This window comes from uncultured Aliiroseovarius sp. (genome assembly GCF_947492455.1).
In the GTDB taxonomy this organism is placed as follows: domain Bacteria; phylum Pseudomonadota; class Alphaproteobacteria; order Rhodobacterales; family Rhodobacteraceae; genus Aliiroseovarius.
In genome coordinates this window covers 443,750-462,086 of record NZ_CANLNB010000001.1, presented here as the reverse complement: position 1 = coordinate 462,086, position 18,337 = coordinate 443,750, and the positions used below count along the sequence as shown (strand labels likewise).

9 protein-coding genes and 1 tRNA gene are annotated in these 18,337 nt (G+C 64.2%); 5 read left to right on the top strand and 5 right to left on the bottom strand.

Annotated features, from left to right (window positions below; all coding sequences use genetic code 11):
* Positions 1–221: 221 nt before the first annotated feature.
* Positions 222–10,970, top strand: coding sequence for a hypothetical protein (locus Q0677_RS02255; RefSeq protein ID WP_298905504.1), 10,749 nt, complete (start codon positions 222–224; stop codon positions 10,968–10,970).
* Positions 10,971–11,006: 36 nt separating this feature from the next.
* Here the strand turns inward: Q0677_RS02255 and Q0677_RS02250 are convergent, their stop codons facing one another.
* The 5 genes from Q0677_RS02250 to Q0677_RS02230 form a co-directional block, all read right to left on the bottom strand.
* A complete protein-coding gene (locus tag Q0677_RS02250; RefSeq protein ID WP_298905503.1) occupies positions 11,007–11,483 on the bottom strand; it encodes an invasion associated locus B family protein in 477 nt (158 codons plus the stop codon).
* A 249-nt stretch (positions 11,484–11,732) separates the two neighbouring features.
* Positions 11,733–11,808: transfer RNA gene (locus Q0677_RS02245), tRNA-Thr, on the bottom strand.
* Between the two features lie 143 nt (positions 11,809–11,951).
* Positions 11,952–13,427: a heme biosynthesis HemY N-terminal domain-containing protein gene (locus Q0677_RS02240; RefSeq protein WP_298905502.1), complete on the bottom strand. Its 1,476-nt coding sequence runs from the start codon at positions 13,425–13,427 to the stop codon at positions 11,952–11,954.
* Positions 13,428–13,437: 10 nt separating this feature from the next.
* Entirely contained in the window at positions 13,438–14,724 is a 1,287-nt protein-coding gene (locus Q0677_RS02235) for a hypothetical protein (protein WP_298905501.1), read from the bottom strand.
* A gap of 75 nt (positions 14,725–14,799) precedes the next feature.
* On the bottom strand, positions 14,800–15,492 hold the full coding sequence (locus Q0677_RS02230) for a uroporphyrinogen-III synthase (protein ID WP_298905500.1): 693 nt from the start codon (positions 15,490–15,492) through the stop codon (positions 14,800–14,802).
* A 78-nt stretch (positions 15,493–15,570) separates the two neighbouring features.
* Here Q0677_RS02230 and tsaD point away from each other — a divergent pair, with 78 nt between their 5' ends.
* The 4 genes from tsaD to Q0677_RS02210 are packed head-to-tail and all read left to right on the top strand — an operon-like array spanning position 15,571 to position 18,310.
* On the top strand, positions 15,571–16,677 hold the full coding sequence (gene tsaD, locus Q0677_RS02225) for a tRNA (adenosine(37)-N6)-threonylcarbamoyltransferase complex transferase subunit TsaD (RefSeq protein ID WP_298905499.1): 1,107 nt from the start codon (positions 15,571–15,573) through the stop codon (positions 16,675–16,677).
* On the top strand, positions 16,674–17,621 hold the full coding sequence (locus Q0677_RS02220) for an NAD(P)H-dependent glycerol-3-phosphate dehydrogenase (RefSeq protein ID WP_298905497.1): 948 nt from the start codon (positions 16,674–16,676) through the stop codon (positions 17,619–17,621). Before tsaD ends, Q0677_RS02220 begins: the two co-directional genes overlap by 4 nt.
* On the top strand, positions 17,622–17,894 hold the full coding sequence (locus Q0677_RS02215) for a YciI family protein (RefSeq protein WP_133485183.1): 273 nt from the start codon (positions 17,622–17,624) through the stop codon (positions 17,892–17,894).
* Positions 17,894–18,310: an EVE domain-containing protein gene (locus tag Q0677_RS02210; protein WP_298905495.1), complete on the top strand. Its 417-nt coding sequence runs from the start codon at positions 17,894–17,896 to the stop codon at positions 18,308–18,310. The genes Q0677_RS02215 and Q0677_RS02210 overlap by 1 nt, the downstream gene beginning before the upstream one ends.
* The last annotated feature ends 27 nt before the right edge of the window (positions 18,311–18,337 follow it).

Genomic DNA, 18,337 nt, shown 5'->3' with positions numbered 1-18,337 from the left:
TGTCTATTTTTAGGCTTGTTGACAGGGAAATACTGCGTCTCTAACCTCGCACCACGTTATGAGGGAAGGGTGACCTTAAGTGCAGATTAACTGCCGTGGGTGCTCTACGTAATAGATAGATGATTTCACGTTTTCTGCGCGTGTCCGGGCTTCGCTTGGGTATTGGCATTAAATTAACATGTTATGTTTCCAAACTCGGCCTTCTGGCCGGGCTTCATGCATTGGTTGGCGCCCCTGCTTGGGCCAATGATCCGTGTATCGAGGATGACGGCAATCCTGTCTCGGGTGCGATTGTCGAGGTTTTCTGCGAAGGCAATCAATCAAACGGCGTTCACTTTCCAACATTCACCTATGTCCCCTTGGCCGGGTTGCACCTGGTCAATCCTTTTAATCCGAACACATTCTCGGAAATCGAGATCGCCTATCTAGATCGTCCGATTGTAACCAACAACATCTCGGCCGTTCGCCTGCTCACCTATGCGCAGCCATATCTAGACTATGGCCACGATTTCGAGGCACGGCTTCTTCCGGATGGGGCTGGTCGATACATTGGCGCCAACGGTGTCGGCGCCTCTGCGGTTGAGCTCAGCTCGTATGGTGCGTTTTTAATGCAAGGGGATCTGAACTTCCCCTACCTTGATGAGCGCTTCGGCTTCTCTGGAAGCGATTTGTCCCTGCGGATCGACAACTCTTTCCCGACACGTGGTCCGGGCGACGGGGCGATCTATTACGACGACACGGTGCATGACTTCGGTCATGACCGTACCAATGCCCAATACGCAAACTGGGCGGCTGGCAACGTGTTCCAGATCGTAACCTCCGGGGACCGCGGGCACGGCGTTGTCATGGCAAGCGCGGGGGGACACGGATCCGGCGGATCAAGCGACAGCACGTCCGGAGGGCCAGGTGGGCGCGGCGGTACGCTTGGTGCAATCATCCAGGGCCGTATCACCACGCATGGCCAAGATGCAGCCGGGATCCTGATGCGCAGTCAGGGTGGCAATGGCGGCAACGGGCACAACGGGACGCTCTTCGGCGGCGGCGGGCGTGGCGGCATCGGTGGGCGCGGCGAATACGTTGTTCTGAACAACATGGCCTCGATCAGCACCTATGGGTTCCGATCCTCAGGGATCGTGGCACAATCGCTGGGTGGCGGTGGCGGTCTGGGCGGGAACGGTGGCTGGGTGTACGGCTCTGGTGGATCAGGTGGTTCCGCCTCGCGTGGGAACTTCGTGCGGGTAACCAACCAAAACTGGGCCAGCATCGTGACACGCGGTGCGGGCGCCAACGGCATTCTGGCGCAGTCCATTGGTGGCTTTGCAGGGTCGGGCGGGTCGGGCGGCTATCTGTTCTCGGCAGGCGGCAATGGCCTGTCAGGCGGTGACGGGCGCGGCGTGACCGTCACGAACAACGCCTCGATCAACACCTCGGGCGGCTATGATGCGGTCGGGATCTTGGCACAGTCCATTGGCGGTGGCGGCGGTGCGGGCGGCGCGGCGGATGGGGCCTATGCCATTGGCGGTACCGGCGGATTGGGCGGCAATGGCTGGGGCGTCTCAGTAACCAACCGCGGCACGATCAACACCCATTGGGGGCTACGCAGCCACGGCATTTTGGCGCAATCCATTGGCGGTGGCGGCGGCGTAGGCGGCAATGCCAACGGTGCGGGCGCGCTTGGGGGCGCCGGCAATTCGGCCGGGTCGTCGGGTGTCGTTACTGTTGTAAACACAGGCGCTATCTATACGGCCGGGCAGGACGCGATCGGCATCTTCGCCCAATCCATCGGCGGCGGGGGCGGTCACGGCGGCAATGCCAGTGGCATGGCGGCCATCGGTGGGCGTGGCGGAGCTGGTGGGAATGGCGAACGCACCAACGTCCACAATGACGGCCTGATCTCGACTTGGGGGCGCTATGCCACGGGGATCTCGGCACAAAGCATTGGCGGGGGCGGAGGCACCGGCGGCTCGGCCACGTCAAGCGGCGCCTTTGCGTCCTTCGCAATGGGTGGCAGCGGCGGATTTGGCGGCTACGGGTCCTCTGTTCAGGTCACGAACACCGGCGGATTTAGCGGGTTGGCCAACATCACCACACGCGGAGATTACGCGGACGGCATTCTGGCGCAGTCCATCGGCGGCGGCGGCGGCAATGGCGGCGGGGCGAAGTCCAGTTCGTTCGGTGCAGGCTTTTCAGTCGCGTTTGCGATCGGCGCCAATGGCGGCGTCGGAGGCGGCGCAGGCAGCGTGAACGTTGCCTATCGCGGCAACATCCGGACCGAAGGCGACTGGTCCAGCGCCGTCCGCGCGCAATCACTGGGCGGTGGCGGAGGTAGCGGCGGCTATGCGATTTCGGGATCAGCGGCCACAACCGGCGCCCTCAGCTTCGCGCTGGGCGGATCGGGCGAGACAGGCGGCCAAGCGCGAAACGTAAGTGTCACGACATATAACAATCTTCTCACCTACGGGGACCGTTCCTCGGCCATTCTGGCGCAGTCCATTGGCGGCGGAGGCGGGAACGGTGGCTTCGCATTCGCAGGTGCCATGAGCGGCGTCGGCAGCCTGAGCTTCGCGCTTGGTGGCAGCGGCGGACGTGGTGGAAACGGCGCAAATGTCAACGTCGACAGCCACGGAAACATTGCTACTGCCGGGCTGATGTCCTCGGGCATCGTAGCGCAGTCCATCGGTGGGGGTGGCGGAAATGGCGGGCACTCGATGGCGCAAAGCTTTGGCGGCGCTGGGGCTGGATCTCTGGCCTTGGGCGGCAGCGGCGCATTGGGCACCTATGGCAGCCACGTCACGGTGACGTCGCGCGGTCAAATCGACACCGCAGGTGACGGCGCCCACGGGATCGTGGCGCAGTCCATCGGCGGCGGCGGCGGCAATGGCGGCTTCGCGGTTACAGGTGCGGCCAGTGGCGGGGGCAGTCTGTCGGTGGCCGTGGGCGGCAACGCAGGTGCTGGTGGCGGCGGACGGACCGTCACCGTCACCACATATGACCGGATCGGCACCCAAGGCGACCACGCCACGGGGATCTTGGCCCAATCGCTTGGCGGCGGCGGCGGAAATGGCGGGATGGCCCTTGCGGCAGGTGCCTCGGGCAAAGGGGCGCTGTCGGTCGCCCTTGGCGGAGCAGGCGGCGATGGCGGCACATCCCAGCGCGTGTCGGTGACCGCGAATGGCGCCATTGTCACGGCGGGCGATATGTCCTCGGGCCTTGTGGCGCAATCCATTGGCGGCGGGGGTGGTCGTGGCGGCATGGCTATCGCAGGCGCGCTATCTGGAACCGTATCAGGCAGCCTGTCCCTTGGTGGACGTGGCGGCGGCGGCGGTCATGGCGCAGACGTTTGGACCAACGCAGCCGGGCTGGTTCTGACACAAGGCGACGGCGCGACTGGCGTTTTGGCCCAATCCATCGGCGGCGGCGGCGGAGACGGCGGCATGGCGATCAGCGCCTCGGCCAGCTTCACCGCCAGCGCAACCGCCAGCATCGGGGGATCCGGCGGCGTCGGAGGCAACGGCGCACGGGTCGATCTGCGCGCTTCGAACGGCGCATGGACCTTTGGTGACAACGCCAATGCGCTGGTGGCACAATCCATCGGTGGCGGCGGCGGAAATGGTGGCATGTCCAGCTCGGGCAGCTTTGCAGCGACGGGCTCGGTCGGGCTGGGCTTCGGCGGGGCTGGAGGCATTGGCGGACATGGCGGACGGGTTGACGTCATCGTGGCGAACTCGGCCATTCCGGATCGCAACATCGAAACCTATGGCGACAACTCGACGGCCATTCTTGCCCAATCCATCGGTGGCGGTGGCGGCAATGGCGGCTTCTCGGCCTCCAGCGCGAATGCTGGCACCGGCAGCGCGACGATGGCCTTCGGCGGCTCTGCCAGCATCGGCGGTCGCGGCGGATATGTCACCGCGAGCGTAACCGAAAGCATTCTTACCACAGGCGACATGTCCCACGGTCTTGTGGCGCAATCCGTGGGTGGCGGTGGCGGCAATGGCGGCTTCGCCCTGTCCGGCGGCTTTGGCGGCAACCGGGCGACGCTGGCGATGGGCGGATCGGGTGGCAATGGCCAGATCGGTGGCGCGGTCGCGGTTTCGCTGGGCACAACGACGTTTGACACATCCATCCGCACCGAAGGCGACGGCTCGGTCGGCGTCCTTGCGCAATCCATCGGCGGAGGCGGCGGCAATGGCGGCTTTGCCATCGGGGCGGATGCCTCGAACAGCGCGTTTACCGCGGGCATGGCGATGGGCGGATCCGGCGGCACGGGCGCCAATGGCAGCACCGTGTCTTTGACCAGCCGCGCATCGGTCACCACGCTGGGCGATCACGCCACGGGTCTGTCAGTACAGTCCATCGGCGGCGGCGGCGGCAATGGCGGCTTTGCAGTCTCGGGCGGCCTGAACGCAGGCACGGCAGCGTTGAACGTGGCGCTGGGTGGTGCGGGCGGCGCAGGTGGCGCGGGCAGCAGCGTGACCTTGGAAAGCTATAAAGACATCAGCACTGCAGGCAGCTTCTCGGGGGCGATCCTTGCGCAATCCATCGGCGGTGGCGGCGGCAATGGCGGCTTCTCGGCCAAGGCGGGTGTGTCCTCGACCGCGAACGGAGGCTTCGCCCTTGGCGGGCGAGGTGCCTCTGGCGGATCGGCCGGATCGGTGCAGGTCAGTGCCGAAGGCCAGCTGCTGACGCTGGGCGATCACTCGGCCGGTATTCTGGCGCAATCCATTGGCGGAGGCGGCGGCAACGGTGGCTTCGCCATCACTGGCAGCTTCAGCAGAACCGCTTCTGCCAATGTGGGCATCGGCGGGCGCGGCAGCGCAGGCGGTGCGGGTAGCTTTGTCGGCGTGACCAACGCAGCCAGCATCATCACAGCGGGTGATTTCGCAATGGGCCTTGCGGCGCAGTCGATCGGAGGAGGCGGCGGAAACGGAGGCTTCACCATCGGCGGCACGCTGGCCAGATCTGCCAGCATGGGCGTGACCATTGGAGGTGCTGGCGCAGGTGCGGTGCAAGGCGGCTCGGTCGAGGTGACGAACACTGGCGACATCACAACGGGCGGCGTGCAGTCAGACGGGTTGCTAGCGCAGTCCATCGGCGGCGGCGGCGGAAATGGCGGCATGTCCGCAGGTCTGGCAGGCGGCGGCAACTCGGCCTCGCTGCGCTTGGGCGGCAGCGCATCGGGCGGCGCCTATGGCGGCAGCGTCTCGGTGACGCAAACCGCGCAAATCCGAACCTATGGCAATGACAGCGCGGCCCTGCGCGTCCAATCCATCGGTGGCGGGGGCGGCAATGGCGGCTTCACGCTGGGCGGAACGGCCAGTTCAGGCCGTGCGGCAACCGTTAGCCTTGGTGGCAACGCCGGCAGCGGCGGCGCGGGCGGGCTGGTGACGGTTTACAACACCGGGGACCTGTTCACGCTGGGTGACCGCGCGGGCGGGCTGGTCGCACAGTCCATCGGCGGTGGCGGCGGCACGGCGGGGTCTGCGGGCAGCTTGTCGGCGACCTCGGGCAATGCGCTGACCCTTGCACTGGGTGGCAGCGGTGGAAATGGCGGCAATGGCGGTGCAGTCTACGTCACCAATTCGGGCAGCATCTCGACATCCGGTGAAGGCGCGCAGGCGCTTTTGGCGCAATCCGTCGGCGGTGGTGGCGGCATGGCAGGCGGCACGTTGTCGCTGCGGGCTGCTGGATCGGCCGCGGCCAGCCTGACCATCGGGGCCACTGGCGGCATCGGCGGCGCAGGCAGCAACGTGGCGCTGATCCAAACCGGAACCGTGGGCGGTGGCACGCTCTTGCAAACACACGGCCAAGGCGCCGACGCAGTGCAACTGCAATCGATTGGCGGCGGCGGCGGCAACGGATCCTACATCATCGCGGGCGGCGGCAACAAAGGGGCTGGCGGCAGCCTGTCCATGGGTTCGAGCGGCGGGGCTGGCGGCAATGCTGGCACGGTCACCGGGCAAGTCGGCGCGGCGGGCGCGTTGATCGGCATATACACACGCGGCGATGACGCGGCCGCGATCCGCGCGCAATCCATCGGTGGCGGAGGTGGCAATGGCAGCTTCACAATGGCCGCGCAGGGCACCAGCGGTGCCGGGCTGAGCCTGACCATGGGCGGTCGCGGCGGATCGGGCGGCGCTGGTGGCGCCGTCACGCTGGAAGAGCTGCACGCCAACATCTACACAGCCGGCGCAGGCAGCGCGGGCATCGTGGCGGAAAGCATTGGCGGTGGCGGCGGCTCGGCGAACTTGCACCTGTCTGGTGCGCTGTCGAAATCGAACGCTCTGTCGCTGCAACTGGGCGCCGATGGCGGCACCGGATCGCGCGCGGGCAATGTGCGGATCGTGTCGAACGGACATGTCGTCACGCAAGGCGTGAACGCAGCCGGGATCGTGGCGCGGTCGATTGGCGGCGGTGGTGGTAATGCCGGGGTGAATATCGGGCTGGCACTGTCCTCGAAATCCAATGGTGTTGCGGTGACGCTTGGCGGCACGGGCGGCAGCGGCGGACATTCCGGCGCGGTCTCGGTGGTGTCGAACAGCGTGATCGACACAGCCGCGGATGGCAGCGGAGGCATCATGGCGCACGCCGTGGGCGGCGGGGGCGGCACCGGCGGCTTTGCAGGCGCCTTTGCCGGATCGTTCGACGATGGCAAAACGCTTAACCTGCAGCTGGGTGGCAATGGTGGCACCGGGCATTTTGGCGGCACGGTAGACGTGGCCTCTCACGGTGCGATCCTGACGCGTGGCGCAGATGCGATCGGCATCAGCGCGCTGTCGCTGGGCGGCGGCGGCGGTTCGGGCGGCGGCGCGATGGCGTTCAACTTCGCCTTGGATAATGAAGCAACACAACTGGCTCTGGCAGGCGGTGGATCAGGCGTGACGGGCGGCTATGCCTCGGGCGTTTCCGTCACAAACACGGCGTCGATCTCGACCGGTGGCACACGTAGTCACGGTATCACAGCCCAATCCATCGGCGGCGGCGGTGGCAACGGCGGACAGGCCGTGGCGGGCAGCATCGTTGCGAAGAAAGCTGGGTCGGGCGCGAAGCAATTCTTCGTGGGCCTTGGCGGGTCCGGAGGCGACGGCAACCACGCTGGCACCGTCGAAGTGCAGAACCAAGCGGGTATTACCACGCTGGCGGCGAACTCTCATGCAATCTTGGCCCAATCTATCGGCGGTGGCGGCGGTACAGCCAACCAAGCCCTGTCGCTTGCCTTCTCGGGGGCGGATAGCACTGCATTTGGTCTGTCGCTGGGCGGCGACGGCGGCGATGGCGGCTTTGCAGACCGGGTCTCGGTCACCAACACCGCTGCACTATACACTCAAGGTATTTTCAGCCGTGGCATCCAAGCCCAGTCCATCGGCGGCGGTGGTGGCGCGGGTGGCTTCTCCGGCAGTGCAGCGATGGGACGCGGAGGCGATACGAACCAATACGCCTTCGCCATCGGTGGTGCAGGTGGTGTAGGCAATATCGGCGGCGCGGTCCATGTGGCCCATGCGGGATATCTTCTGACCACGGGGGCGTTCTCGGAAGGTGTACTGGCGCAGTCGATTGGCGGCGGTGGTGGTGCAGGCGGGTCGGCATTGGCCATGACACGCGCCACAACCCCCGCGAACGGTCAGAACGGCGATCCCGCCCGCAATCTTGCGGTGGCCGTCGGGATCGGCGGTCAAGGCGGGACCGGCGCACATGGCGGCGCGGTAAACGTCGACATCGACGGAGTTGTGAACACATTCGGCCTGAGTTCGCACGGCGTTATGGCGCAGTCCATCGGCGGCGGCGGCGGCGCGGGTGGCAACTCGAAAGCCGTCACGATCTTTGCTGGAAAGGAAGACACCAACCAGCCGGACGGCCCGCAGAACCGCTCGCGCGTGTTGACGATGGGCGGTGACGGCGGCGCGGCTGGCAATGGCGGCGACGTAAATGTCGAGAATGACAGCTGGGTCGTGACCTATGGCGCGAATGCGTTCGGGATCATGGCGCAATCCGTGGGCGGCGGCGGTGGAGTCGGTGGCCATGGCGAGCACGGCAAGCCCACCATCGACGAACTGGTCGCCATTGGTGGCGATCTGGTTGCAAATCTGCCGACAATCCCTGCCCTTCCGGCCTTCCCCTCGGTTGGCTCCACACCCGGCCTGCCCGGCGCACCGGGTCTTCCGGGCCTCCCCACGATGCCCAATTTCACCAACTTGCCCGACCTGCCCAGCCTGAAGGATCTGGGCGGTCTGCCGGGCTTGAATGGCATCACGGTACCCGGGCTTCCGGGTCTGCCCGGTTTGCCTGGCCTGCCTGCGGTCGCAAATCTTCCCGAGGCGCCGGACGTCCCGGGCCTGCCCCCTGCCCCCGAACCGCCCGAGGCACCTGAAGCCCCAGAGGCGGAAGACGAAGAAGACGGCGTCAGCCGGTTCGAGATCGCCGTCGGTGGTCGCGGTGGCGCCAGCGGGGATGGTGGTCTGGTGACCGTGGCCAACCGTGGCAACGTGATGGCACTGGGCGAAGGGGCCATTGGGGTCTTTGCACAATCCGTCGGCGGTGGCGGTGGCCTTGGCGGCTATGGCGCCGTGGGCGAAACGGGCACCATCGGGCTGGGTGGCTCGGGCGGTGCTGGCGGCAATGGCGGAGACGTTCTTGTCACGAATGATGGCCTGATTTTGACCGCTGGAACCGCAGGCTATGGCATCTTCGCCCAATCTGTGGGCGGCGGCGGCGGCATGGCTGGCAATGTCGACCGCGGCGTAGCTGGCGAGGAAAACACAGACGCCCTGGCTTTTGGCGCCTCGGGTGGCGCAGGCGGCAATGGTGGCGATGTCACCGTGATCAGCAACGGCGCCATTGTAACGCTGGGCGACGGCGCGACGGCAATTTTCGCACAGTCGGTCGGCGGCGGTGGCGGCCTGTTGGGCCAGGTCGGTGACGGCAGGGGGCTGGTCGGCAGCACAGGTGCAGTCGGGACCGCGGGCAACGTGCTTGTGGATCACACCGGCACGATCATCACCGCAGGCGATGGCGCCCACGGCATCTTTGCCACCGCGCTTGACGGAAACGGCGCGCCTTCGGGCAGCGTGACCGTCAACTATTCGGGGGACATCACCGTTCTGGGCAAAGGCGCCCATGCGATCCTTGCCCAAACCACGGCCATCGGCGGCCCTGCAAACCGCGTCGAGATCGGCATCGGTAAAGGTTCGACTGTCACCGGCGGCACGGACACGGCCACGGTGTCTTTGGTCGGCGGCACCGACAATTCGTTGACCAACGAAGGGCAGCTACAGTCCTCGGGTGGATTGGACGCCACCGTGATCGAGGCCCAAAGCGGCAATGACGTGATCACCAACGCAGGCATTTTCGTCGGCACGTTCGATCTGGGCGCCGGCCAGAACCTGTTCGACAACCAAGACGGCGGTCTGATGCTGCTGGGCGCGCAATCGCATTTGCATGACAGCAGCGCTGGCGCCTCGGGACTGCTGCGAAACGCGGGCGAGCTGTCGTTTGGCGACACTGGTTACCTGAACTACGCCGCACTGATTGCAGCCTATGACCCGGTCGCGCGCCCGGCCACTCTGGACGACCTGTACCTAACAGGGGACTTCCAGCAGACCACAACCGGAACCACCTTCATCGACCTTGATTTCGGCACCCGGACTGCGGACCACCTAATCAACACCGGGACAGCCAATTGGGACGGAACGCTGTCCGTCCTGACCTATAACGCAACGCATCTGCGGTCGGGCATTTCGCGCGCCACGTTCTCGAGCGCGTCGGGCGGTGCGGATATGGGCGGTTTGACCCTTGATATCGCGCCCAGCGCAATCGTCGATTACCAGATCACCGCCCTGTCTGCGAACGCGCTGGCGGTGGAATGGGAGGTGGACTTCGCGCCAGAGGACGCCAACTTTAATCGCAACGAAACCTCGCTGGGCGAGCATCTGAACGCGGCCTTTGTGGATGGCGCGCCGACCGGATTGCAAGGGCTTTCACAGGCACTGTTCTGGGTGCCGGAAGCAAGCCTTCTTCCCCCGCTCTATGACACGATGAACGCCGACGTCTATGCCGCGCGCAAAGCCTCGGACCACCGCGGGCTACTGGGCTTTGCAGAACGGTTTGGACGCTGCGAGATGTCGGATGAAATGTCCAGCTGCCTGACCTTCAGCTTCGGCAGCGAAAAGGGCTTCCGCAGCGGAGATGTCGAATATCAGGATCAGACCACCGCGCGCGCGTCTGGGCAGCTTAGCGCCGCGCGCATTCTGGACAGCGGCGCCCGGCTTGGCTTTGGGTTCGATTTCGGCGCACACGGGACCGGGCACACGAACACCGGCGCCAGTGCAACTGGGCGTCACCTGAGGCTGGGGCTGAGCTATGATGTGGCGCGGTATGGGGTCGACTGGGGCTTCGGTTTGGCCGCTGGTCAGGCAAGCTCGGACGTCACACGCTTCCCATTCATCGGGGGCGAAACGGAAGGTGTACTCAACACCTCCAGCATTGCGCTGTCCGTGAGAGCCGGAAAACAGTTTGATCTGGCCCAAGGCCTCTTCGTCCGCCCCGGCGCGCATCTGAGCCTTGGCAAAACATCCGCGCAGGCAACCAGCGAAACAGGCGGAGATCTGGCCTTGGCGCTGGAACACAGCGCGGACTGGTTCGTCGTCTTTACACCGTCCATCGAGCTGGGCTTTGACGGCCCCATGCAGGACGGCTGCCGCGCGCAATGCACCACAGTCACCGGCGGGCTGAAGCTGTCGCGTCAAACGTATCTGGGCAACCGTTCGGCCAGCTCGGTCGGTCGGTTCGTCGCCAGCCCCACGGATTCTGATCCGTTCACTGTGACAGATGCGCTGGAAGATAGCTGGGCGGTCGAAGCATCCGTCGGGCTGGAATTCGCGCCGCTCACCTCGGCTGAAATCGTGGCCGAGCGGCGCTGGCTGGGCAACTCGACCTCACACAGTTTTGGCTTCCGGTTCGAACACGCATTTTAAAGCGCGCCGCGTCGTGGTGGCGCGCTTTAGACTGGCTTATTCGGCCAGTTTGATTGCATCGAAGCTTTGCGCAAACCCATCCAGCTGAAGGGTAAAGCTAACGTCCTGATCAGGCGCCATCCGGAAGGTCAGCGGCTGCTCGCCTCCGGCCAGAAACATCTCTGAAATCTCGCCCGAGAACGGCGTTTGCGCATAGCAGGCCGCGGTATCGCAGGTTTCAAGCGCCAAGGTGATGTTGCCAAGGGTGACACCAGTCGGGATGTGCACGCCGACGGGCAACTCAACCGACAACAGCGCATGTTCCGGAACGTCCAACTCTTCCGAGGTCACAACCGTGCTGCGTACGATCGGCGCGCCGCTTTGCGCGTCAATCACGGTCTGCGTCGCCCGACACACCAACGTGGCCCCACGCGCTGTCGAGACGCACTGTTGCTGCCAATTGCGCGCCTCTTGCGCCTGCGCGATCATTGGAAGTGTGGACACAAACAGGCAGGTTGCAGCAAATCGGATCATAGGGGCCTCTTTTCTAAACTAAATTTCTGGTCTTAATCGCGCTGTGCGCGCAGTCCGAACCAGAAAGCGAAAAGCTGTTGCAGGTGTCAAGCACTGGCAGAGATGGCGCAGCAATTGTCCGGACTTGTTGTGAAAAGGGTCCGATATGCATGCGCAAGGAAAAGAGCTCTGCAATCTTGCATGGATCAGTCTTCGACATGGAATTGGGCACGCACGCCAATTCCAAGGAAACCCAAAAAATAGAAGAAGTGGTGCCTCAAGAGGGACTCGAACCCCCGACCTTGTCCTTACGAAGGACCTGCTCTACCAGCTGAGCTATTGAGGCGCACTGGCTGCCGGGCGAATTCCGCCTCGCAGCGTTGGGGGTTTTAGACGCGACACGATCTTTGCGCAAGCAAAAATGGCGTTCGGGATGGGCCGTAAAAACAGGATCAAGCGGCGACCAAGTGGTACCGCCTGATCTGATCTTTATGCGGCGGGCTTGTCGTCCGCCTCTTTCACGACTTCACCGTCCAGAACGGCGGTTTCATCGGGCAGCTCTTCTGCGTCTTCAACCGCATCCACCGGGGCGTCACCGACGACCAAAGGCAGCATCTCGGCGCCCGATGGCACCGCACCCTCAGCCTCGGGCGCTTGTTTCCACGCCAGCGTGTCGAAGCCATCGCAGTTGTTACAAACCGGAAGCCACGCAGCGTGCACATGGTTGCAGCTTTCGCAGACCCACTGAGGCCCACGCGGCGCGGTTACTGCGCGGGCGAGTGTGGCGCGCACATCGTGATCCGAGGCACCCTCGCCCCGTTCAATCGCCGCCAAAAGCGTCAGCGCACGTTGGGTCGGCATCGCATCGGGCAGATCACCCAGTGCGGTGCGGGCAGCGGGATAATCCTCGGCTGCGATGTTCAGTTCGGCCAGCAGCATGCGGGTTTCGGGGTTGCCGTCCTGATGCTTGGTCAAGGCACGGAACCGCTTGATCCGCTCGGCGGGGCTTTCGTCGGGCGCGATGTCGGCAAAGGCCGCGGCCAGATCCGGGTGGGGCTGCGCCGACCACGCCTTGACCAGCACGCGCGCGGCATATTTCGGTTTGCCGTCGGCGATATAGCCACGCGCTGCCATCACCGCAGCGGGCACCAGATCGGGCGACAGGCGGTTGGCTTCGATCGCGGCGACACGCGCCTCGATCGGATTGCCTTCCTTCATCACGCCCTTGGCTTCCGACAGCGCCAGAACCGCATCGCGGCGCTTGTGCACGTCACGCGGCAGGGCGCCGTATTTCAGCTTGGCGCCCAGCGTCTTGCGCGCACCGGCCCAGTCGTTGTTTTGCGCCTGAAGGCCCAGCAACACATCCTGCGTTTCAGTGTGACGCGGCTTCAGCGCAAAGGCTTTCTCGGCCAGCTTCATCGCGGTCTCGGTGTCGCCCTCTTCCAGCTTCTGCTTCATGATCCCGCGCACGCCAACAAACTGCGTGCGTTCATCTTTCAGCAACCGCTTATAGACCTGAGCCGCCTTGCGCTTGTCGCCCGACATCTCGGCCGCCTGCGCGGTCAGCAGGTTGGTCAGCTCGGGGCGGCGCAGATATTTCTCGGCCCGGGCGGCTTTCGACATCGCGGTCGAGCTTTCGCCCGAGGCAATCGCCATCATACCCTCGGCCAGCGCCTCATAGCCCTTACGTTCACGCGAGCGGTCGAAATAGCGCGAAATCGCGGTTTCGTCGCCATTCACAAAGCGGACAAAAGCAACGACCAGTCCGAACACGATCAGCGCCAGCCAGATCGCAATCACGAGAAGCACCCCGGCGATAACCGCCTGCAAGGGCTCCATGTTAAACTCGATCCCGCCGATGGCGATGCGCACGCCACCTTCGGTTTCCATGAGGATCCCAGCGCCCACCGTCAAAAGTGCAATCGCTGCGATGAACAGGATAATCTTAATCAAAGACCAAAGCATCGGCGGTTCCTCAGTTCGTGTTCATGTGCTGGGACAGATCGGCGGCGGCGGCCAAGGCATCGCGACGCGCGGTGGCGGTAGCGATCCACGGGGCCAGCGCGGGCTGTCCGGCGGCGGGCATGGCGGCCAGTTCCGTTAGTGCGGTGTCCAGCTGCCCGGCTTTCAACGCGGCTTCAGCGCGCGACAGGATGGCGTCGGGATCGTCCCCCTCTTTCGGTTCCAGCGACCGCGCGCCCAGCTGTGTGCGGAAGAAGGCCGAAACGCGATCCATCTCGCCCGCTTCCACAGCGGCGCGGATCGACGCATCGAGCGACGCGCGGGCGACCTCCGGGAAGCTGGACTGAAGTGTTTGTTGGGTGGCCACACCATCCGCCGCAATAGCCGACAGCACATCGGGCGCTTCAACACCTGCGTTTTCCGTCAGATCAAACAGTGCGTCCCCAAAGGGTTGGCCGGTTTCAAGGGCTGCATGCACCCGCGCCATCGCGGCACGTGCTGCTGCTGCCCGTGCCGTTTCAGCAGCGGACATTTCCAACGTCTGCGCGTCTTCTTTCTGGCTAGTGATCCGCGCAAGTTCGGTATCCAGCATCTGGCGCATCTGCTGCAATTCACGCTCATAGGCTGCCGCAGCCGCCGCAGCAGCTTCCATGCCCGAGCCCTGAGGCAGTTTTTCGACCGTGTGAATGCGGTTCTCAAGCTCGTCCAGCTTGGCGGTCATCCCGTCAAGCTGCGTGCGCAGCTGGTCCATCGTGCCTGATGTCTCGTCCCGCAGCCGATCCAGCCCATCATCCGTGGCCAAGGCGCTCAGGCTGTCGCCCTGCGCGGCGGTGCTGCTTTCCAAACCGGCAATCCGATCCTGAAGCGCAGCCATTTCAGCGATCATCGGATCTTCTTCTGGCTGTCCGAAAGACCACTGACCCGCAAACTGGGCGGCCCCAAATCCAAGGGCTGCAGCAATCACGCCACCCAGCACCATCGGACCAAAAGCAGATCCGCTTTTCTTGGGTTCTGCGTCAGCCGGGGCTGGGGTCGGTTCGTCCGGGGTTTCGACCTCTTCCGGGGTCTCCTCGACACGCTCCTCGGCGTCAGCTTCGTCCTTCGGCAAATCTTCGCCGTCCGTGCTCTCGGCCTCGTCGGAAATCACAGCGTCATCCTGCTCAGACTCCGCTGCGGGCGCATCCTCGGTCGGGTTTTCAGGAGGTGTATCCTGGTCCTCGTCCAGCTTGGTTTCTTCAACGACAACGGCGTCTTCCGCCGTTTCTACCGTTTCCTTGGCTGTTTTCGGAGACTTGGCCAAAATCAGGACCCCCTCGAATCTTGCTTTAAAATGCTGCAGCTGCGTAGAACAGCCTACCCCTTGCCTTGGTGCGGCTCAAGCGACGTGACCACGCAACGCTGCGACAATCCCGCTCACCATCGCATCACCGGTCGGCGCGTCGGCGATTTCGGCGGTTTCGCCAGTCACCACACGCCATTCTTCTGCGACCGCATCGCTCATACCAATGACTTGGAGGTGCCGAGCCGGTTTCGCAATGGCTTCCCCAACCAAACGCGCCGAACGTGGCGAAAAAAGGGGAAGCAGGGCGGGGTCTTCCCCTTCCAACGCCGCGCGTGCGGTATCGGTCAGGGGCTGCGCCACCTGCGCATAGACCTGATGGTCGCAGCAGGACAGGCCTGCAACGGTCAAACGGGCCGAGATATCGACCGCTTTGTGCGAGCCACAGAGATGCACATAGTTGCCCGGTTGCGCACCCAGCTTCTGCAACAGCGCTTCGGCATTCACCGCAACCGTTTGGACCTGCGCGCCTTGCGCGGCTGCAGCCTCGGCAGTACGCCTGCCCACGCAATGGGCGGTGATGCCGGTCAAATCCCCCCGCACCGCGTGTTCCGAGGTCAGGATGACTTCTACCTCAGACAGGTCGGGCCACTCCCCAACCGGCTGGATCTGCAAAATGGGCGAGATCACATGCGGCACTTCCTGCCCCAGCGCCGCTTCGACCTGCGTCAGAAACCGCTGCGCCGCCGCCGTTGGGCGCGTCAGGACAAGGATTGGAAGCTTGGGCATGTTTCGGGCCGGGATTGTCTGCGAACTGTCTAGGTGTTACCCCCAACCGACCCGTTCCCGCAACAGATCGCAAGCGTGATGACTGAAACTGATCAACCCCTTACCGTTCTTGGGCTGGAAAGCTCATGCGATGATACCGCTGCGGCGGTGGTCCGCCATGTGCCGGGACAGGTGCCCGAAGTGCTGTCGTCGGTGGTGGCTGGCCAGACCGAGCTGCACGCAGATTTCGGCGGTGTCGTACCTGAAATCGCCGCGCGGGCACATACCGAAAAGCTGGATAGCTGCGTGGAACAGGCTCTAACGCAGGCGAATATGGCTTTGTCCGAGGTCGACGCCATCGCCGTCACCGCAGGCCCCGGCCTGATCGGGGGCGTGCTGGCGGGTGTCATGTGTGCCAAGGGGCTGTCGATCGGTTCGGGCAAGCCGCTGGTCGGCGTGAACCACCTTGCTGGCCACGCCCTGACCCCGCGCCTGACGGATCAGGCGGCGTTTCCCTATCTGATGCTTCTGGTCTCGGGCGGGCATTGCCAGTTCCTGATCGCCAAAGGGTCCGAGGATTTCACCCGTCTTGGCGGCACCATCGACGATGCCCCGGGCGAAGCCTTCGACAAAACCGCCAAACTTTTGGGTCTTCCCCAACCCGGCGGCCCCTCGGTCGAGGCTGAGGCGAAGAAGGGCGACCCCAAACGCTTCAAATTCCCGCGTCCGCTGTTGGATCGCCCCGGCTGTGATATGAGCTTTTCGGGCCTGAAAACCGCGCTGCTGCGCGAACGCGACCGGCTGGTGGCGGAACATGGCGGGCTGCGCGTTCAGGACCGCGCGGACCTGTGCGCCGGGTTCCAAGCCGCTGTGCGAGATGTTCTGGCCGAAAAATCACGCCGTGCGCTGAAAGAGTACCTGTCCCTGACCCCCGCCCAGCCCACCTTGGCCGTGGCCGGGGGCGTTGCGGCAAATATGGCCATTCGGGGCGAGTTAGAGACTGTTTGTGCACAGCACGACACTACTTTCCTTGCCCCACCGCTGGCGCTGTGCACCGACAATGCCGCGATGATCGCCTGGGCCGGGATCGAACGCTTCCGCGCAGGGCAGCAAGACGATATGTCCTTGCAAGCCCGCCCGCGATGGCCGCTTGACCAGCGCGCTCCTGCAATGTTGGGATCAGGAAAAAAGGGGGCAAAAGCATGAGCATTTCGGTTCTGGGCGCAGGCGCATTTGGTACGGCTTTGGCCATCTCTTTGGCGCAAAGCGGTCGCGCCGTTGGCCTATGGGCGCGCGATCCGGGCGACATGGCAACTGCCCGCGAAAACACCCGCCGCCTGCCCGGCTTTACCTTTCCCGACAGCCTAACCGTGCTTGAGCGGATCGAGGATGTGCAGACCTCGGACATCATCCTATTGGCCGTCCCGATGCAGAAGCTGGCCGGGTTTCTGGAAGAAAACGCGTCCCTATTTCTAGGCAAAACGCTGGTGGCCTGCTGTAAGGGCGTCGATTTGCAGACCGGGCTTGGTCCGGCTGAGATCATTCAGCGCACCTGTCCCTCGGCCACGCCAGCGATCTTGTCTGGACCCAGCTTTGCAGTCGACATTGCGGCTGGCCTTCCCACGGCCCTGACCTTGGCCTGCGAGGACGGAGAAGCACTGCAAGCCGCGTTGTCCACCAACAACATCCGCCTCTATCGCTCAACAGATCTGATCGGGGTCGAGATCGGGGGCGCCTTGAAAAACGTCGTCGCCATCGCCTGCGGCATCGCCATCGGTGCAGGGTTGGGCGAAAGCGCCCGTGCGGCCCTGATGACCCGTGGCTATGCCGAGATGCAACGCTATGCCGCCCTGAAAGGTGCGCAGCCGGAAACGCTGTCCGGGCTGTCGGGCTTTGGCGATCTAACCCTGACCTGCTCGTCCGAGAAATCGCGCAACTACAGCTTTGGACTGGCGCTTGGTCACGGCGATCCCCTGCCCGAAGGCACCACCGTCGAAGGGCGCGCAACTGCAAAAGCAGTCTCTAACGCTGCCCAAATCGCCGGGATCGAGATGCCCATCGCGCAGATGGTCGTCGCCGTGCTGGACAATCAACTGACCATAAACGAAGCTGTCGACATGCTCTTGTCACGGCCGCTCAAGGAGGAATGAATGCTCGTAGCCGTCATCTGCACTGACAAACCCGGTGCCATCGAAACCCGCAAAGCCAACCGCGAGGCGCATCTGGCCTATATCAAGGACACCGGCGTGGTCGCGCAGGCGGGCCCGTTTCTGGATGCCGACGGCATGATGTGCGGATCGCTTTTGGTGCTGGACGTCGATGACATGGCCGCCGCGCAGGCGTGGGCGGACGGCGACCCCTATGCCAAGGCCGGTCTGTTTGCTGACGTGCGCATCGAGCAGTGGAACCGGGTGGTCGGCTAATGGCGTATTGGCTGTTCAAATCCGAAGTCTCGACCTGGAGCTGGGACCAACAGGTCGCCAAAGGTGACGCGGGCGAGGAATGGGACGGCGTGCGCAACTATCAGGCGCGCAACCACATGCGCGCTATGAAAATCGGCGATCTTGGCTTCTTCTACCACTCGCAGAAAGAAAAAGAGATCGTCGGCATCGTCGAGGTGATCGCGGAAAGCCATCAGGACAGCACGACCGACGACGAACGCTGGGATTGCGTGGACATCAAAGCGGTGCGTGCGTTGCCCAAGCCGGTGACGCTGGCCATGTGTAAAGACGATCCCCGTCTGGCCGATATGGTGCTGGTCAACAACACCCGCCTGTCCGTCCAACCGGTGACCGAGGCCGAATGGGCCATCGTGTTGGAGCTTGCGGGCGACGCTTGACAACCCCCCTGTCCGGCTGGTCGCATG

What these genes read in the sequence shown, in the direction of transcription:
- Q0677_RS02230 (WP_298905500.1), bottom strand. Translation starts at nt 15,492, where the DNA reads ATGCCCAAGCTTCCAATCCTTGTCCTGACGCGCCCAACGGCGGCGGCG.
- tsaD (WP_298905499.1), top strand. Translation starts at nt 15,571, where the DNA reads ATGACTGAAACTGATCAACCCCTTACCGTTCTTGGGCTGGAAAGCTCA.
- Q0677_RS02220 (WP_298905497.1), top strand. Translation starts at nt 16,674, where the DNA reads ATGAGCATTTCGGTTCTGGGCGCAGGCGCATTTGGTACGGCTTTGGCC.
- Q0677_RS02240 (WP_298905502.1), bottom strand. Translation starts at nt 13,427, where the DNA reads ATGCTTTGGTCTTTGATTAAGATTATCCTGTTCATCGCAGCGATTGCA.
- Q0677_RS02215 (WP_133485183.1), top strand. Translation starts at nt 17,622, where the DNA reads ATGCTCGTAGCCGTCATCTGCACTGACAAACCCGGTGCCATCGAAACC.
- Q0677_RS02250 (WP_298905503.1), bottom strand. Translation starts at nt 11,483, where the DNA reads ATGATCCGATTTGCTGCAACCTGCCTGTTTGTGTCCACACTTCCAATG.
- Q0677_RS02210 (WP_298905495.1), top strand. Translation starts at nt 17,894, where the DNA reads ATGGCGTATTGGCTGTTCAAATCCGAAGTCTCGACCTGGAGCTGGGAC.